Source organism: Thermomonospora umbrina, assembly GCF_003386555.1.
Lineage (GTDB): Bacteria > Actinomycetota > Actinomycetes > Streptosporangiales > Streptosporangiaceae > Thermomonospora > Thermomonospora umbrina.
The window spans coordinates 5,371,751-5,386,579 of sequence record NZ_QTTT01000001.1 but is presented as its reverse complement, the minus strand read 5'-3'; the positions used below and the strand labels follow the sequence as shown (position 1 = coordinate 5,386,579).

15 protein-coding genes and 1 tRNA gene are annotated in these 14,829 nt (G+C 71.9%); 2 read left to right on the top strand and 14 right to left on the bottom strand.

Annotated elements, in window-relative coordinates; translation table 11 throughout:
• Positions 1 to 768 precede the first annotated feature (768 nt).
• Positions 769 to 841, bottom strand: a tRNA-Asn gene (locus tag DFJ69_RS24010).
• 146 nt (positions 842 to 987) lie between these two features.
• On the opposite strand from DFJ69_RS24010, the gene DFJ69_RS24005 reads away from it, so the two are divergent.
• On the top strand, positions 988 to 1,350 hold the full coding sequence (locus DFJ69_RS24005; protein ID WP_116024681.1) for a YtxH domain-containing protein: 363 nt from the start codon (positions 988 to 990) through the stop codon (positions 1,348 to 1,350).
• Between the two features lie 46 nt (positions 1,351 to 1,396).
• On the opposite strand, the gene DFJ69_RS24000 is transcribed toward DFJ69_RS24005, so the two are convergent.
• The 10 genes from DFJ69_RS24000 to DFJ69_RS23955 form a co-directional block, all read right to left on the bottom strand.
• A complete protein-coding gene (locus DFJ69_RS24000) occupies positions 1,397 to 1,897 on the bottom strand; it encodes a hypothetical protein (RefSeq protein ID WP_116024680.1) in 501 nt (166 codons plus the stop codon).
• Between the two features lie 99 nt (positions 1,898 to 1,996).
• Positions 1,997 to 3,322, bottom strand: coding sequence for an MGH1-like glycoside hydrolase domain-containing protein (locus DFJ69_RS23995; protein WP_116024679.1), 1,326 nt, complete (start codon positions 3,320 to 3,322; stop codon positions 1,997 to 1,999).
• 51 nt (positions 3,323 to 3,373) lie between these two features.
• Positions 3,374 to 4,219, bottom strand: a complete 846-nt coding sequence (locus tag DFJ69_RS23990; RefSeq protein WP_116024678.1) for an HAD family hydrolase — start codon at positions 4,217 to 4,219, stop codon at positions 3,374 to 3,376.
• Positions 4,216 to 5,349: a cysteine protease StiP family protein gene (locus DFJ69_RS34440; RefSeq protein WP_170177756.1), complete on the bottom strand. Its 1,134-nt coding sequence runs from the start codon at positions 5,347 to 5,349 to the stop codon at positions 4,216 to 4,218. The genes DFJ69_RS23990 and DFJ69_RS34440 overlap by 4 nt, the downstream gene beginning before the upstream one ends.
• Positions 5,346 to 6,791, bottom strand: a complete 1,446-nt coding sequence (locus DFJ69_RS34435; protein ID WP_170177755.1) for a phosphoribosyltransferase family protein — start codon at positions 6,789 to 6,791, stop codon at positions 5,346 to 5,348. Before DFJ69_RS34435 ends, DFJ69_RS34440 begins: the two co-directional genes overlap by 4 nt.
• Positions 6,788 to 7,945 carry an HpcH/HpaI aldolase/citrate lyase family protein gene (locus DFJ69_RS23975; RefSeq protein ID WP_116024677.1) on the bottom strand — a complete coding sequence of 386 codons (1,158 nt, stop codon included), beginning with the start codon at positions 7,943 to 7,945 and terminating at the stop codon, positions 6,788 to 6,790. The genes DFJ69_RS34435 and DFJ69_RS23975 overlap by 4 nt, the downstream gene beginning before the upstream one ends.
• Positions 7,946 to 8,219: 274 nt before the next feature.
• On the bottom strand, positions 8,220 to 8,798 hold the full coding sequence (locus DFJ69_RS23970; RefSeq protein WP_116026855.1) for a TerD family protein: 579 nt from the start codon (positions 8,796 to 8,798) through the stop codon (positions 8,220 to 8,222).
• An 8-nt stretch (positions 8,799 to 8,806) separates the two neighbouring features.
• Positions 8,807 to 9,928 carry a DUF475 domain-containing protein gene (locus tag DFJ69_RS23965; RefSeq protein WP_116024676.1) on the bottom strand — a complete coding sequence of 374 codons (1,122 nt, stop codon included), beginning with the start codon at positions 9,926 to 9,928 and terminating at the stop codon, positions 8,807 to 8,809.
• Between the two features lie 39 nt (positions 9,929 to 9,967).
• The gene (locus DFJ69_RS23960) at positions 9,968 to 10,546 is read right to left on the bottom strand and encodes a TerD family protein (RefSeq protein ID WP_116024675.1); all 579 of its coding nucleotides are present in this window, start codon (positions 10,544 to 10,546) and stop codon (positions 9,968 to 9,970) included.
• Between the two features lie 48 nt (positions 10,547 to 10,594).
• Positions 10,595 to 11,170, bottom strand: a complete 576-nt coding sequence (locus DFJ69_RS23955; protein WP_116024674.1) for a TerD family protein — start codon at positions 11,168 to 11,170, stop codon at positions 10,595 to 10,597.
• A 237-nt stretch (positions 11,171 to 11,407) separates the two neighbouring features.
• Here DFJ69_RS23955 and DFJ69_RS23950 point away from each other — a divergent pair, with 237 nt between their 5' ends.
• Complete coding sequence (locus DFJ69_RS23950; RefSeq protein ID WP_116024673.1) at positions 11,408 to 12,667, top strand: molecular chaperone DnaJ; 1,260 nt, start codon at positions 11,408 to 11,410, stop codon at positions 12,665 to 12,667.
• A 52-nt stretch (positions 12,668 to 12,719) separates the two neighbouring features.
• On the opposite strand, the gene DFJ69_RS23945 is transcribed toward DFJ69_RS23950, so the two are convergent.
• Genes DFJ69_RS23945 through rpoD form a run of 3 tightly spaced genes read right to left on the bottom strand, consistent with a single transcriptional unit; the run spans position 12,720 to position 14,784 of the window.
• Positions 12,720 to 13,205: a YbjQ family protein gene (locus DFJ69_RS23945; protein ID WP_116024672.1), complete on the bottom strand. Its 486-nt coding sequence runs from the start codon at positions 13,203 to 13,205 to the stop codon at positions 12,720 to 12,722.
• A gap of 29 nt (positions 13,206 to 13,234) precedes the next feature.
• The gene (locus DFJ69_RS23940; RefSeq protein WP_116024671.1) at positions 13,235 to 13,585 is read right to left on the bottom strand and encodes an avidin-fold protein; all 351 of its coding nucleotides are present in this window, start codon (positions 13,583 to 13,585) and stop codon (positions 13,235 to 13,237) included.
• Between the two features lie 59 nt (positions 13,586 to 13,644).
• Positions 13,645 to 14,784 carry an RNA polymerase sigma factor RpoD gene (gene rpoD / locus DFJ69_RS23935; protein ID WP_211328722.1) on the bottom strand — a complete coding sequence of 380 codons (1,140 nt, stop codon included), beginning with the start codon at positions 14,782 to 14,784 and terminating at the stop codon, positions 13,645 to 13,647.
• Positions 14,785 to 14,829 lie beyond the last annotated feature (45 nt).

Genomic DNA, 14,829 nt, shown 5'->3' with positions numbered 1-14,829 from the left:
CGTGGGCACCGCACCCGTCGGTCCAGGAACGTGGGGTGCCCACTCGGGTGCTCCTCCACGGACACGGGCGCCGGGCCGGCACGCGTAACCGGGGCCTCCCCTCGAGGCCGCATCCCCGCCGGCTCGGCAGGCCCTGGGTCTCCTCGCTGGTTTGAGGGGGGGCAGCGGCTTGCCGGGGCGATGGGATCCGGCAAGGGACGTTCCAGCGCGAGGTCATTGAGCTTCGCGCGGGCCTTTTCTTCCAGCCTGTCCGCGAGCACTGTCGCGTCCTGTGAATGTCGGCGTTCGGTCCTCAGAGGAGGCGACACCGAGACCAAGAAGTCACGGCGTGGCCTCGAACTCCCCCAAGCGGTGCGTGTGGGCACTGCATGGCCTGTGGACGGAGCAGCGGTCCGCCCGGGAGCCAGAAGACTGCGAGCCCTCACCGGGGCCGCCGCCAGACGGTGGCAGCGTGACGCCATGGCGGCCCTGAGAACGTTCCGCAAGGTGGACGAGTGGGACCCTGCTGAGCTGCGGCACGGCTTCGTGTCCCTGCCGTCGGACAACGGCGTGTCCGCCGAGAACATCGCCCCGGCTGGTCGGGCACGGCGGCACGCACGTCACGAAGACGGTCTACCGGCACCGGTTCGGGCCGGTGTGGAGGACGGCGCGACCACCATGGACCGCACCTTCCCAGATGAGGCCCCGGGCACATGCTCGGGCGTGGACGACTCAGGCCCCGCTCCGGATCACCCGGACGGGGCCTGTGCCTACACGAGCGTGACGAAGCTCCCGCGATTGGACTCGAACCAATAACCTGCCGGTTAACAGCCGGCTGCTCTGCCGATTGAGCTACGCGGGATCGTGCGTGCGGTGAGGGGTTCCTCGTTCCGCGGCGGAACCAGATTAGCGTATCCGGGGACGTGCTCGCGCCCCGATATCGGGCCGGGCGACTGGCCCCGTCGAACGTGGGTATGGGGGTGGAACCCAAGAGCACCGGGGGGTGTCATGAAGATCAGGATTCCGTTCGTCGCCGGGGCCGCGATCGGCTACGTGCTGGGCACGAAGGCGGGTCGGGAGCGGTACGAGCAGATCGTGGAGCAGTCCCGGAGGTTCGCCGACAATCCGAAGGTGCAGGAGACCGCGGGGACGCTGCGGGCCAAGTCCGAGGAGATCGCGGAGACCGCCAAGGACCGCTGGTCGGCCAAGGCCGGCGGCGCCAAGCAGCGGATGGGCGGCGGGCATCACGACGAGCCGGAGGTCGAGCGGCTGCCCGGCGGGCGCACCCAGACGGAGCGGGCGTTCGCCCAGTCGCGGTCCGGGTCGGGATCCGGTCCTCGGCCGGGCCCGGGCACCGGGACGCCTCCCTGAGCCGACGCGATCCGTGTCCCGTACGGCCGGTGTGCGTCGGAGCGGGTCAGAGGCCCGTCTGACGGCGCAGGTCCTCCAGCACCTGTTCGGCCTGGGCGAGGAGGCCCGGGTCGTTCGGGTCGAGGCCGGCCTCGAACATGAAGGACCAGCGCAGGTCGCCGGTGGCGGGTGAGCGTCGGCCGGTGACGCGGACCTTTCCGCCGCCCGGCAGCACGGCCGGGTGGGTGACCGCGACCGTGGACGTGACCCGTTCGCGGATGGTCTCCGGCACCGAGCCCGGGTCGGTGAGCCCGATGTGGTGGGCTCGGCCGCCGGAGGTCTCGTGGACGTCGAGGCCGCCCTTGTCCCAGGTCGCCCGCTCGATGCGGTCCCAGGGCAGCCTGATGAACGCGCCGTCGCCCGTGGGCAGGTGCAGCGCCAGCACCGTGGCGACCACGTGGGAGCCGCCGCGCGTGGGCGCGTGGGCCAGCACCCGTTCGCCGCGCGTCAGGTCGAGGGCGTCCCGGACGGAAGCGGGCAGCCGCCTGCGGTTGAACGACGAGAGCATGGCCCCACCGTACCGACCGCCCGGACCGCACCACACCGGACGAATCTCACCCACGAGCCTGTGCGGACCATCGGTGCGAAGACTCGACGGCAGCCTGGATCAAGCCGCCTGGGGTGTGCGCCGGGCCGCCAGCAGGTCCAGGACCACCGAGGCCGTCCAACTGTAGTCGTGGCTGCCGTGGCCCGAGCCGTCGAAGGGGTCGAAGTACTCCCGGAAGCCCGACTGCCGGACGAGGCGGAGCACCGACCCGTACAGGAGGTCGGCGATCACGGTGAGGCCGTGGCCGGAGGCGCCCAGCCACAGCAGCCAGTTGGTGTTGGCCCAGGTCGGGCCGCGCCAGTGGCCGCCCCGGTCGAAGCAGGTCGCCTGGATGTCGCAGGACGGCACCGGGTAGCCGCAGGCGCCGGCGAAGCGGGCCGACAGCAGGAGTTCGGCCAGGGATCGCAGGACGCCGGCCGGCAGGTCCGGATCCAGGAGGGGCCCGAAGGCGGCGACCGTGAGGACCGGGATCAGGCGTCCGGTGCGCAGGTCGAGCGCGCGGAAGGCCCCGCTCTCGCAGTCCCAGAGCCGCGCCAGCAGGGCGTGGTGAATGCGTTCGGCGCTCTCACGGTGCGGGACGGGGTCCCGGCCGACGATCTCGGCGATCTCGGCGAGGGCGTGGGCCGAGGCCAGATAGGCGGCGTTGAACAGGGGGTCCTCGGCCGCGAACGGGTGGTCGTCGCGCAGGTGCCCGCTCCGGTATCCGGCGTCGCGCAGCAGGGTGGCCAGCCAGACGTACCGTTCGTGGTCGTCGCCCGTGGGCGGCGTGCGGGCGGTCCGCTCCGGGGCGTACGCGGACGGCGGCAGGTCGAGGGCGGACAGCGGGCGGTCCCACGCGGGGCTGTTGTCCAGCCCGGACTCCCACGGGTGACAGATCGCCGCCAGGCCCTCCCCGGCGAGGTCTCGGTGCTCGGCGAGGTACGCGTGCTGGGCGGCGAGCCCCGGATACACCTCGGCGAGGAAGGCGCGGCTGCGTTCGGCGTCGGCGGGCCTCGCGTACTCGTGCAGGCGGAGCGCGGCGACCGCGTGCAACGGCGGCTGGGTGAGGCCGGAGGTGTGCACCTTCCGGGGCGCGCCCGGCATCGTGCGGCTGCGCCAAAGTTCGGGGCCGGGGAAATAGGCGTGCCGGGCGACGGACGGGTGAAAGACGATGTGCGGGATCAGCCCGTCCGACCACTGGCCGCGAAGGAGCGACAGCAGCTCACGTTCGGCGCGGTCGCGTCGGTGCCGGCCCAGGCCCATGCAGATGAACGCCGAGTCCCAGCTCCACTGGTGGGGGTAGAGGCCCGGTGAGGGCACGGTGCCGCAGTCGGTCCAGTTGTCGTCGAGGACACGGGCCGCGGCCTCCCACAGGACGGTCTCGTCACCTGTCAGACGGGGGCTCATCCTCTCAGAGTGACCCGACGGTAGCGTCCTGCCTAGGGTTGGGGCGATTTGTCACTCGGAGACGAGTTCGCGCCAGAGGCCGGTGTCGGGGACGACGCCGGGATCGAGGGCGTGTCCGAGCAGCCGTCCCGCGATCTCCTCCCCCGCGGCGACGCCCCGGGTCGTCGTGACGGCGGTGTTGGGGGCCGTCCAGCCGGTGTCGGCGAGTTCCCCGTGGGCGGGGCGCAGCGCGGCGTCGGCGGCCTCGAGCAACTCGATGTCCAGCAGTGAGTCGCCGGCGGCCAGCATCCGATCGGCCCCGGCCCGCCGGGCGACCTCCGCGGCGGCGGCGGCCTTGGTCAGCCCGGCCGGCAGGCAGTAGACCTTGCGGCCCTGCAGCGAGGTCCGCCAGCCGCGTTCGGCGCACCAGCCGGTCAGCTCCTCCATCCAGTCGGCGGGGAGCGCGGGCCGGTCGACCACCGCGTAGCTGAACAGTCCGGAGGCGACCCGGGCCCGGAGGACGAAGTCGCCGCCGACGCGCGTCAGGTGCTCGTGGACCTCGGCCGGTTCGAGGCCGCTCACGCGGGCGCGCACCCGGGCGGCCCAGTCCGCGTCGTCCACGCCGTCGACGAGGATGTGCCCGCCGTTGGCGCAGATCGCGTACGGCGGTGGCTTGTCGAGCAGCCGGACCCGGGCGTACTGCTCGGGGGTGCGCGTCGTCGTCGGCACCAGCGTCGCCGCCTCGGCGAGCCGTTCCAGGAGCCGGGCCGCCGTCTCGGTGAGGTACGACAGGGGCTTCGCCTGGTACATCTCGACGCACAGCAGGCGGGGCAGGGTCTCGTCGGGCCCGTCCAGGAAGAGGGCGGCGGCCGAGTAGATGAGCGTGCGGTCCAGGTCGGTGCACACGACGGTCTTCACTGGGCGCCGCCCTTACGGAATCGGGGATGGATCAGGCCCGCGCAAGCGTACGGGAACGCGTCCGGGGCCACCTCGATCACGGGAACGCCGCGTTCCCCGGCCAGCAGCCGGATGTGGGCCAGATCCGGCTCCGCGTCGGCGCGGACCAGGACCTTCCAGGGGACGCGGCGGAGCAGGACCCGGGTCGTCTCCCCCACGCCGGGCTTGATCAGGTTGAGGTCGTCGACGCCGTGCTCCTCGCCGATCCGGCGGACGGCGGCCCAGCCCGACCAGTCCGGCGCGCGCTCCGGGTCGTGGGGGGACGGCAGATCGCGGGCGACCCGTTCGGCGACCTCGCCGAAGCGGGCGCAGACCGTGTCGAGGAACAGCCCCGAGACGTCCGAGGACGCCAGCTCGGCGTAGAACTTGGCGCCGTGGAAGTCCTCGGGCCCGATCAGCTCGTCGTTGAGCACCGTACGGCTGACCAGCCCGGAGACGGTGGAGTTGAGGCAGGCGGACGGGATCAGGAAGTCGTCGCGGGTGCCGAAGACGCGGGCGCAGCGGCCCGGATCGGCCAGCACCGCCAGTTCGTCGGAGAATCGGTCGCCCGTGTCGCGGGCGTGCGCGTCGAGGGCGGCCGACAGCTCGCGGCTGATCGCGCCCTTGCCGGTCCAGCCGTCCACGAACATGATCGAGGCCGGGTCGTGGTGCCGCGCCAGATACCGCAGCGCCACCCGGTCGATGCCCCGCCCTCGGACGATGCTGACCGCGTAATGCGGCAGGTCCAGGCCGTACGCCATGCGCGCCCAACGCCGTACCAGGACGCCGACGGGAGTGCCGGCGCGGGCCAGCGAGACCAGCACCGCTTCACGGCCCCGCTCGGCGAGGATCATCTCGGTGATCAGCCCGACCGCGTACGCCAGGCGGGCCGCCGTCGCGTCCAGCGCCTCGTGGAAGAGCCGCTGGTACTGCGGACCCGGCTGGTACTCGACGGGCAGGGATTCGGCGTAGTGGGCGCGGCCCGCCTGGATCGCCTCCTCGCGTTCCTCGGTCGGCGCCTCCAGGCGGACGTGGGACAGGTCCTTGAGCAGCCAGGTCACGTCCTCGGCCGGGTAGCTGCCGAATTCGGGCCCGTACAGCGGTTCGGTCAACGGCCCTCCCTCCGCGACGCCGGGGAACGAACGGGAACGGTGGCGAGGACGACCGGGGCGACGCCGCGCAGCCTCGCGAGGAGGCCCGACTCCAACGCCGGGGTGTCCCCGGCCTCGTCCACGACGAGGACGATGGCGTCGAAGGCGCGGGACGGGTCCGTTCCCGCCGCCACGTTGTAGGCGTAGCGCTCCCCCGGTCCGTCCGCCGGATCGTCGTGCGCGGGGAAGGCCAGCCGCGTCCTGATGGCGTACCCGGGCTCGTCGACGGCCAGCACGGGAGAACGCGTCGTCGTCGAATAGCGAACGTCCGCACGGGGAAGCCGGTCCGCGAGCCCTTCACCGAGCCGCAGCGGGACGTACATCAGCTCCTCGAACCCCAACACCAGAACGCGCCGCGCCCCGCCGGGGATCGCGTCGGCGACCCGTGCCGCCATCTCGGGCAGCTCCTTGTCGAGACGCTCGCGGTGTTCGGGCGTGAACCCGTGCCGCCCGCCCTCCGGCAGGTCGCCGGGCCAGCCCAGGTCCGCCCGAACGACCGGACACGCCGGAACGACGGCGGCCGGGGGATCCGGGGACGCCGTCGCGGCGACCAGCGCCTGACCCGTCCGCAGGATGTCCGGCGGCAGCTCCACCCGCCCGGACGCCAGGGCGACGGCGTCGATGCGCGCACCCAGCTCATCGGCCAACGCCGCCATCCGGGCCCGGTCCTCCGGCCCTCGGACGTCCACCAGGGCGGCCACCACGTAGTGATCGCGGGGGCTCACGGCGTGCAGCGCCCGGATCGTGTTGAGCACCGTCGTACCGGTGGACAGCTCGTCGTCGACCAGCACCACGGGCCCCGCCGTCTCGAACAACGCCCGGTCGGCCGGCAGCAGCAGATGGCTCGTGGCGTGGCTGTGCTCCTCCTCGAACCCGCCGTACGGGGCCACCCCCTCCACCGGCCGCCGCGTCGAGTGCAGGTAGACGGCGCCTCCGAGCGCGTCGGCGACCGAGTGCCCCAGCGCCGTCGCCGTCTCCGCGTACCCGATGACCAGCGCGGACATCGGCGCGACGGGCACCCGAAGCAGGTCGCGCAACACCACCGCCGGCGGCGATGCCGCGAGGGCGTTCGGAAGCGCCGCCGACGCGGCGACGTCCACGGGCGGGGCCGACGTGTCGGGGCCGGCCAAGGCCGCGCGCAGGGCGGAGGAGGCGGCGGCGACCGTCGCGTCGGAGAGGCCGGTGATGCGGTGGCCGAGGAGGAGGCCGGCGGCGTGGACGAGGCAGGGGTCGGTCGGCACGTGCTTGCCCAGGACCGAGGAGACCAGCAGATGGGCGCGGCGCGGGTTGCGGCGCACCGCCAGGCCGACCAGGTCGGACAGACCCACGCCGAAGGGGCGTTCGTCGTCGACCAGGCGGACATCCAGACGCTCGGCGACCCAGGCGCCGTTCCAGGTGTTCACAGGCCGCCCGCGGCTTCGAGGAGCTCCACGAACGTGACGTCCTCGGCGGCCACCCCGAACAGCCGGGCGCGCAGCATCAGCCGCTCGGCCCAGGCCCGGTGCGGCTTGGCCTCGTTCATCTTGTTGGCGTAGCTGCTGGCCATCGCGCCGCCTCCGGCCACCCCGAGGATGTCGGCCGCGTCGCAGTACTCCTCGTGCGTCACCACCGACAGGGCGTGCACCGCCGGCACGTGGGTCGGGTGGATGACGGTCTTGCCGGTGAGCCCGTTGGCCTTGTCGAGATGGACCTCGCGGATCAGGCCGTCCAGCTCGGCGCTGATGATGTGCTGGCGCAGCGTGGCCGCGTCCCGCCGCTCGAACGGGGCCTGCCGGAGCTGGGGCTTGAACAGGCGTTCCCCGGCGGAGAAGTACTCCCAGACCGGGCCGGTGACCACGAAGCCGGAGCCGTCGGCACGGCCGAGCACGTTGACCACGTCGGAGATCACGCTGGCGACCGGGTGGATGTCGTAGATCGTGAGGTCGGGCGGGCGGCGCAGCCCGTAGGCGGCGCACAGGTCGGTGGCGCCCAGCCGCACCGCCAGGACGAGGTCGGCGTGCTTGGCCAGCAGCCGCGCCACGTCGTGCAGCATGTCGGTGCGGGTCTCGCGGTAGACGGCCTCACGGCTCTCGATCACCGGCATGGCCAGCAGCCGGCGCGACGTCAGCGGGCGCGTCTGCTCCAACGCGTCGAGGAACGCTCCACCGCACGTCGCCGTGAACTTGGGGAGCACGAACCCGCTGACCAGTTCCACCGCGTCGCCCAGCCGCCGGGCCAGGTCGGGGATCTGATCGGGGGTGCGGACCCGGATGAACAGCAGCGGCATCGGGAGCCCGGTCGCGTGGGCCCGATGGAGCTGGGCCACCACGTTGGCCTCGGCGGCGGGCACCTCGTCGTCGGGGATGGCGTCCTCGAGGCACACCACCATGCTGGTCACGCCCCGACGGGCGGCCTTGGCGATGTCGTCGGCCAGCGCGGGCCGGGTCGCCGGGCTGTAGAGGGTGGCCCCGAGCGCCACCGCGAGCACCGCGGGGTCGTCGTCACGCCCGAACGGCCTCGGATGCCGGTAGAACAGATGTTTGCGCCGGGCGGCCGAGACATGGTCGAAATGCCGCATGGAAGCAGGTCCTTTCCATGGTCTGACAGCCCACGTCTCCACGGCGCCGCATCGCGCGCAGTCCCCGCCCGGGCCACTTCCGGAACGATATACAGGGTATGTCCCAAATCGCGGGAAATCGGCGGTGCGAATCCGGTCACGCCCACGGGACGGTGGTAAGGGCGACGTCACACCGATCGGGTCGGCCGTACGGGGGCGCCCGCGCCCCACGATCCCTCGAAATGGGAGCGGGGGCCCGTGAACGTCCTGCCGTCCGCAAGCCCCCGCGCCGCAGTCACAGATGCGCCGACACCGTCGGCAGCAGGTGTTGGAACGTCCGGCCGGTGGCCGTCGCCCCGATCGCGGTCATCGACCATCCCCGCCCGTCCCGGGCGACCTTCGCCATGATCTGCGCGGTGTGCGACCCGGACCCCGAGAGGTCGTAGCGGGCCAGCTCCCGTCCGCCGGTCTCGTCGACCAGCCGACAGAACGCGTTCTCGATCTGGGAGAAGTCCTGCCCGGTGAAGGAGTTGACGGTGAAGACCAACTGGGCGACGTTGCCCGGCAGCCGGGTCAGGTCGACCTCGATCGACTCGTCGTCGCCGTCCCCGGCACCGGTGAGGTTGTCGCCGGTGTGCCGCACGGAGCCGTCCTTGCTGCGCAGTTGGCGGAACCAGACCGCGTCGACGAGGTTGCCCGAGGCGTCGAACAGCAGACAGGAGGCGTCGAGGTCGATCGACTGCGTCCTGGTCCGGCCGAACAGGCCCTTCTTGGCGACCGCGTCCCAGCCCAGGCCCATCCGGACCCGGGTGAGCGCGCCGCCCCCCGGCTTGGCCAGGGAGACCTGCTGCCCCTTCTGCAGCGAGACGGACATCGTCGGCGTCATCCCTTCGTCAGTGACTCGCTCTCTGACACACCCGTGGGATGAAGCCCCTCGTCGTCGCCGCCCTCGACGGCCGCCTCGCCGTCCTCGTCACCGTTGCGGTTGCGCAGGACGGAGCTGACGAAGGCGGCGATGATCAGACCCGCGCCGAGCCCGCCGGTGATCGCCTCGGGCACATGGGAGCCGATGCTGATCAGCATGCAGACGGCCAGGGCGCCGATGGCCCAGTGCGCGCCGTGCTCGAGGTAGCGGTACTCCTGCAGGGTCCCCTTGCGCACCAGGAACACCGTCAGCGACCGGATGTACATGGCGCCGATGCCCAGGCCCAGCATGATGACCACCGGGTTGGTGCTGATCGCGAACGCCCCGATGACCCCGTCGAAGGAGAACGAGGCGTCCAGGACCTCCAGGTAGAGGAACAGGAAGAACCCGGCCTTGCCGGTGGCCAGCACCAGCCCGTTGGGGCCGGTCCTGCCCTCGCCGGCCTCGGCGGCCACCCCCTCGTCCTCGAACAGCTCGCCCAGGCCGTTGACCAGGATGTAGGTCACCATGCCGAGCACGCCGGAGATCATGACCTCGCCCGGGTCCTTGGCGTAGTTGCCGGCCACGAAGGCCAGCGCGCCGCCCGCCACGACCACCGAGAGCTGGTCCAGCTTGCCGATCCGCGCCAGCGGGCGCTCCAGCCAGGGGAGCCACTTGTCGGCCCGCTCCTCGAACACGAAGTCCAGGAACAGCATCATCAGGAACATGCCGCCGAACGCCGCGATCATCGGGTACGCCTCCTCCATGAGGTGGGCGTACTCCTTCTCGTCGTCGAAGGCCAGGTTGACGGCCTCGATCGGGTTCATCTGGGCGGTGATCCCGACGATCAGGAGCGGGAAGACCAGCCGCATGCCGAACACCGCGATCGCGATGCCGATGGTCAAGAAGATCTTCTGCCAGAACGGGCTCATCCGCTCCAACACCTTGGCGTTGACCACGGCGTTGTCGAACGACAGCGAGATTTCCAGGACGGCGAGCACCGCCACCAGCGCCAGCCCGGCCGGGCCCCCGTACAGGAGCGCGATGACCAGACCGATGGCGGTGACGGCGAAGGACCACCCGAAGGTGCGAAGAATCATGAACGTGTTTCTGCTAGACGGCGGGGAAACGTCAACGCATCAGCCCACGTTGACGCCGAAGTCCATGGCGATGCCGGCAAGACCCGAGGCGTACCCCTGGCCGACCGCGCGGAACTTCCACTCTGACTGGTAGCGGTACAGCTCGCCGAACACCATGGCGGTCTCGGTCGAGGCATCTTCTGTAAGGTCGAAACGGGCCAGCTCATTCCCGTCGGCCCGGTCGACGATGCGGATGAACGCGTTGCGGACCTGACCGAAGCTCTGTCCGCGGTTGTCGGCGTCGTAGATCGACACCGGGAAGACGATGCGCGCGCACTCCTGCGGCACCCCGACGAGGCTCACGTTGATGACCTCGTCGTCGCCCTCGCCCTCGCCGGTCAGGTTGTCCCCGGTGTGCTCGACCGAGCCGTCCGGGCTGCGCAGGTTGTTGAAGAACACGAAGTGCTGATCGGAGAGGACCTTGCCGCCGCCGCCCAACAGCAGCGCGGAGGCGTCGAGGTCGAAGTCCGCGCCGGTCGTCGCGCGGACGTCCCAGCCCAGGCCGACCGCCACCGCGGTCAGGTTGGGCGCGGCCTTGGACAGCGAGACGTTACCGCCCTTGGCGAGGGAAACTCCCATGGTCGGACTGCTCCTACTCCCTGTGGTCGCCGGCTGTGGCCCGTCGGATCAGAGGTTGACGCCGAAGTCGGTCGCGATGCCCGCCAGCCCGGACGCGTAGCCCTGGCCGACCGCGCGGAACTTCCACTCGGCGCCGTTGCGGTACAGCTCGCCGAACACCATCGCCGTCTCGGTGGAGGCGTCCTCCGACAGGTCGTAGCGGGCCAGCTCGACCCCGTCGGCCTGGTTGACCACCCGGATGAACGCGTTGCGCACCTGGCCGAAGCTCTGGCCGCGGGAGTCGCCGTCGTAGATCGACACGGCGAACGCCACCCGCTGCGCCTCGGCGACCATGCCGGCCAGGTCGACCTTGACCTGCTCGTCGTCGCCCTCGCCGACGCCGGTGAGGTTGTCACCGGTGTGCTCGACCGTGCCGTCCGGCGTCTTCAGGTTGTTGAAGAAGATGAAGTGCTGGTCCGACAGGACCTTGCCGGAGGCGTCGAGCACGATGGCGGAGGCGTCGAGGTCGAAATCCGTCCCGGTGGTGGTGCGGACGTCCCAGCCGAGCCCCACGGTGACCGCGGTCAGCCCCGGCGCCTGCTTGGTGAGCGAGACATTTCCGCCCTTGCTCAGACTGACACCCACAGTGCCTCCAGAATCGCTCTTCGTGTCGTCATCGACCGTCATCCGACATCCATAAGACGTCGTGGCGATGCTATCCGTTCCATCACGTTCCGTCGGCCCCCCGCCGGTGGAACAGAACGGTGCACGACGGTGAACGCACGGCCCGTCGTGCGCGAGACTAGGGGGGACTGACCGTGGGCCGTGGCGCGGCGGGCCCGTCGCGCCCGGCCCGGACATGGAACGGACGGCGGAGGCGCATTGCGGGGAGCGGGCGAGCAGCGTCGTCGGGGCCGCCGTGACGGGGGCGCCGAGTCGGCCAGGGCCGCGGCGGCCAAGGCGCGGGAGGAGGCGGCGTCCGCCTTCTACGAGATGGATCAGGCCCAACGGTACGTCGGCGGGCGGGTCACGGTGTTCGCCGACCTGGACGCCGCCGCGGCCGACTCCGCCCAGCGCGAGCTGGCCGCCCTGAACGGCTCGGCCGACACCGCCTCGGCGGCCTACATCGCGGTGCTGGACGCCCACGATCTCGACGACCTGGACGGGACCGCGGCGGAGTACGACGCCGCCCGCCGCGCCCTGATCGCGGTGACCGACGGGCTGACCAAGGTCACCGGCGATCTGAACGGCTTCGCCGCCCGGCTGTCCGACACCATGGCGAGGCTGGAGGCGGCCCTCGACCGCCTGCCGCCCAAACTGGGGGCGGCCCGCGACGCGGTCGCCGCCGCCGACGACGCGATCACGCGGGCCACGTCGGCGGGCATGGACGCCGGGGAGCCCCTGGAGCTTCTCGAAGAGGCCCGCCGGTCTTTGGCGCGGCTGTCGTCCCAGGGGCTGGGCGGGCTGGGGCTGGCCGGCGCGCTGGAGGTCGCCGACGAGGTGCGGCGGCTGGCCGACACCGCCCGCGAGCAGGCCGAGGAGCTGCCTCGCGCCGCCGAGAAGGTCCGCCACGCGCTGACCGCCGTCCGTACCCGGGTGGACGTCGTGGCGGGTCGGGCCGAGCCCGTGCGGGCGGCGATGAGCAGGCTGCTGCGCGGCTACTCGGCGGGCTGTTGGCAGGATCTCAAGGATGCGCCCGCCGCCATCGAGGACGGCGTCGCGCGGGCCCGGGAGCGCATCGCCGAGGCCCGGGCGCACGCCGAGGCCGGGCGTTGGGCCGACGCGCAGCGCTCCCTGACCGCCGCCCGCACCGAGCTGACCGCCGCCGACCGCCGGGCGGGCCAGGTCACCGGCAGGCTGGCGGATCTGGACGCCGCCGCCGAGGATCCGGCGCGTCCCGCCGAGGCCGTCCGCTTCGCGGTCCGCGACGCGCAGAAGCTGGTCGTCGGCGCGGGCTCGGCGATCTCCCCGCAGCACGCCCGCACGCTGGACGCCCTGGTCGAACGACTGGAGGCGGCCGGACGGGGGCTGCGCGGCGCCCATCCCGACTACTGGGCCTATCTCCAGGAGCTGGAGTCGATCAAGACCGCCGCGCGCGATGTCGTGGACCGCGTCAGGGCCGAACGCGCCGCCGGGGGTTAGCGGGCCCGCCCTGGCCACATCCGGCCCGAGCGCCGCGTCGGGGCGCGAAGGGTCAGCGCGGAGGCTCGCCGTGCATGCCGATCGTGAGGTTGCGGGCGACCATCGGCGGACGGCCCGGCTGGGCCTCCACGTACGGGGGGACGCCCTGCGGCTGGGGGGCGACCTTGGCCATGCCGGGGTTCTGGCCCTGGCCCTGGTGCTGGGCGAACTCGGCCACCACCGCAGTGCCGTACGCGCAGACCTCGTGGCCGCCGCGCCCGGCGCCGCCGCTCACGAAGGCGTTGTCGAAGCACATGCCGATGACGGCGGTGGCGCCCATCCGGCGGGCCTCCTCGCCGAGGCGCTGCAGGGCCTCGCGCCGCGTGGCGGCCAGGCCGATGGCGGGCTGCTCCCCCGTCATGCGGAAGGTGCCGCTGCTGGGCGAGGAGCCGGTGCCCGGCACGGCCCCCTGGTCGGTCTGCACGGCCACCCCGAGCACCTCGCCGAGCACGCGGCGGATCTCGTAGCCCGGAAGGACATCAGTCGTGACGATCAGCATGCATCCCACCGTAGACGACCAACGGACGTTTATGCCCCGTCAACGACCTCTTCCACCACGCTGGTGCCCGAACCCGGGCGAGACTCCCATTCCCACGTCTCCTCCAGCCGCAGCCGGCCGTCCGGAAGCACCCGCACCTCGGTCACGCAGTGCCCGACGGCGGTCTCGCCGGACGCGTTGAGCTGGGCGTACCGGAAGTCGAGGCGGTCGCCGACGCGGGTGCCGACCAGGTGACCGCGGCGGATCGCGCCGCCGCCGTAGTCGGCCCAGATCTCGCCGTCGCGCTCGTGGTAGGTGAACGCGGTGGCCGTTCCGACCTCGCCGCCGACCACGTCGGCGACGGCGCGGAACCGCCGTCCGTCCAGGGAGGGAGCCGTCATGGGCCCGATCTTAGAGACCCCGCGGGTCCGGGGGTCTCCGCCCCCGGACCGGCGCGGCGTCAGTCCAAGTACTCGCGGAGCATTTGGGCCCGGGAGGGATGGCGGAGCTTGGCCAGCGTCTTGGACTCGATCTGGCGGATGCGCTCTCGGGTCACCCCGAACTCGCGCCCGACCTCCTCCAGGGTGCGGGGATGGCCGTCGGACAGCCCGAAGCGCAACTGGATGATGCGCTGCTCGCGGTCCGACAGGGTGCAGAGGATGTCCTCCAGTTGGTCCTGGAGCAGGATGAACGCCGCGGCCTCGATGGGGACCACGGCGTCGGCGTCCTCGATGAAGTCGCCGAGGTCGGAGTCCTCCTCTCCGATCGGCGACTGCAGGGACACCGGCTCCTGGGAGATGCGCTGGATCTCGACGACCCGCTCGGGGGACAGCCCCATCTCGGCGGCGATCTCGTCCGGCGCCGGCTCCCGCCCGAGGTCCTGGTGGAGTTGGCGCTGCACCCGGACGAGCTTGTTGATGGTCTCCACCATGTGGACGGGGATCCGGATGGTGCGGGCCTGGTCGGCGATCGCCCTGGTGATGGCCTGACGGATCCACCAGGTGGCGTAGGTGGAGAACTTGAAGCCCTTGGTGTAGTCGAATTTCTCGACCGCGCGGATCAGCCCGAGATTGCCCTCCTGAATGAGGTCGAGGAACAGCATTCCCCGACCCACATAGCGTTTGGCGATCGAGACCACCAGCCGCAGATTGGCCTCGATCAAACGTTGCTTCGCCCGGTCCCCGTCCCGGGCGAGCAGTTCGAGGTCGAGCCGTTCCACCGGGGAGAGGATGGCCGCGCGGGCCAGTTTCTCCTCGGCGAACAGTCCCGCCTCGATCGATTTCGCGAGTTCGACTTCATCTTCTGCCGTCAGCAGCGGTACGCGCCCGATCTCTCGCAGGTAGATCCGGACCAGGTCGCTCGTCGGCGCACGCTTGCCGGGATCGTCCGCTCGCGTGGACTCCTCGGTCTCACTGGGAGACTCGAGGACCTCCACCCCCTGCTCGGCGAGCATCCAGACGACCCTGTCAAGCGAGTCGGCCGGCAGTTCGGAGCGATCGATCGCGGCCGTCACGTCCTCGACGGTCACGCCGCCGCGCTCTCTCCCACGCGCGACGAGGTCCGCCACCTGGTCAACCGATGGCGCTTCGCTTGGCAGCACCGTAGGGCCCACAGTGACAGTGTGCGTCAATCCGGCGCGAGATCA

What these genes read in the sequence shown, in the direction of transcription:
- DFJ69_RS23970 (WP_116026855.1), bottom strand. Translation starts at nt 8,798, where the DNA reads ATGTCCGTCTCGCTGCAGAAGGGGCAGCAGGTCTCCCTGGCCAAGCCG.
- DFJ69_RS24000 (WP_116024680.1), bottom strand. Translation starts at nt 1,897, where the DNA reads ATGCTCTCGTCGTTCAACCGCAGGCGGCTGCCCGCTTCCGTCCGGGAC.
- DFJ69_RS23945 (WP_116024672.1), bottom strand. Translation starts at nt 13,205, where the DNA reads ATGCTGATCGTCACGACTGATGTCCTTCCGGGCTACGAGATCCGCCGC.
- DFJ69_RS23940 (WP_116024671.1), bottom strand. Translation starts at nt 13,585, where the DNA reads ATGACGGCTCCCTCCCTGGACGGACGGCGGTTCCGCGCCGTCGCCGAC.
- DFJ69_RS23975 (WP_116024677.1), bottom strand. Translation starts at nt 7,945, where the DNA reads ATGCGGCATTTCGACCATGTCTCGGCCGCCCGGCGCAAACATCTGTTC.
- DFJ69_RS23965 (WP_116024676.1), bottom strand. Translation starts at nt 9,928, where the DNA reads ATGATTCTTCGCACCTTCGGGTGGTCCTTCGCCGTCACCGCCATCGGT.
- DFJ69_RS23960 (WP_116024675.1), bottom strand. Translation starts at nt 10,546, where the DNA reads ATGGGAGTTTCCCTCGCCAAGGGCGGTAACGTCTCGCTGTCCAAGGCC.
- DFJ69_RS24005 (WP_116024681.1), top strand. Translation starts at nt 988, where the DNA reads ATGAAGATCAGGATTCCGTTCGTCGCCGGGGCCGCGATCGGCTACGTG.
- DFJ69_RS23995 (WP_116024679.1), bottom strand. Translation starts at nt 3,322, where the DNA reads ATGAGCCCCCGTCTGACAGGTGACGAGACCGTCCTGTGGGAGGCCGCG.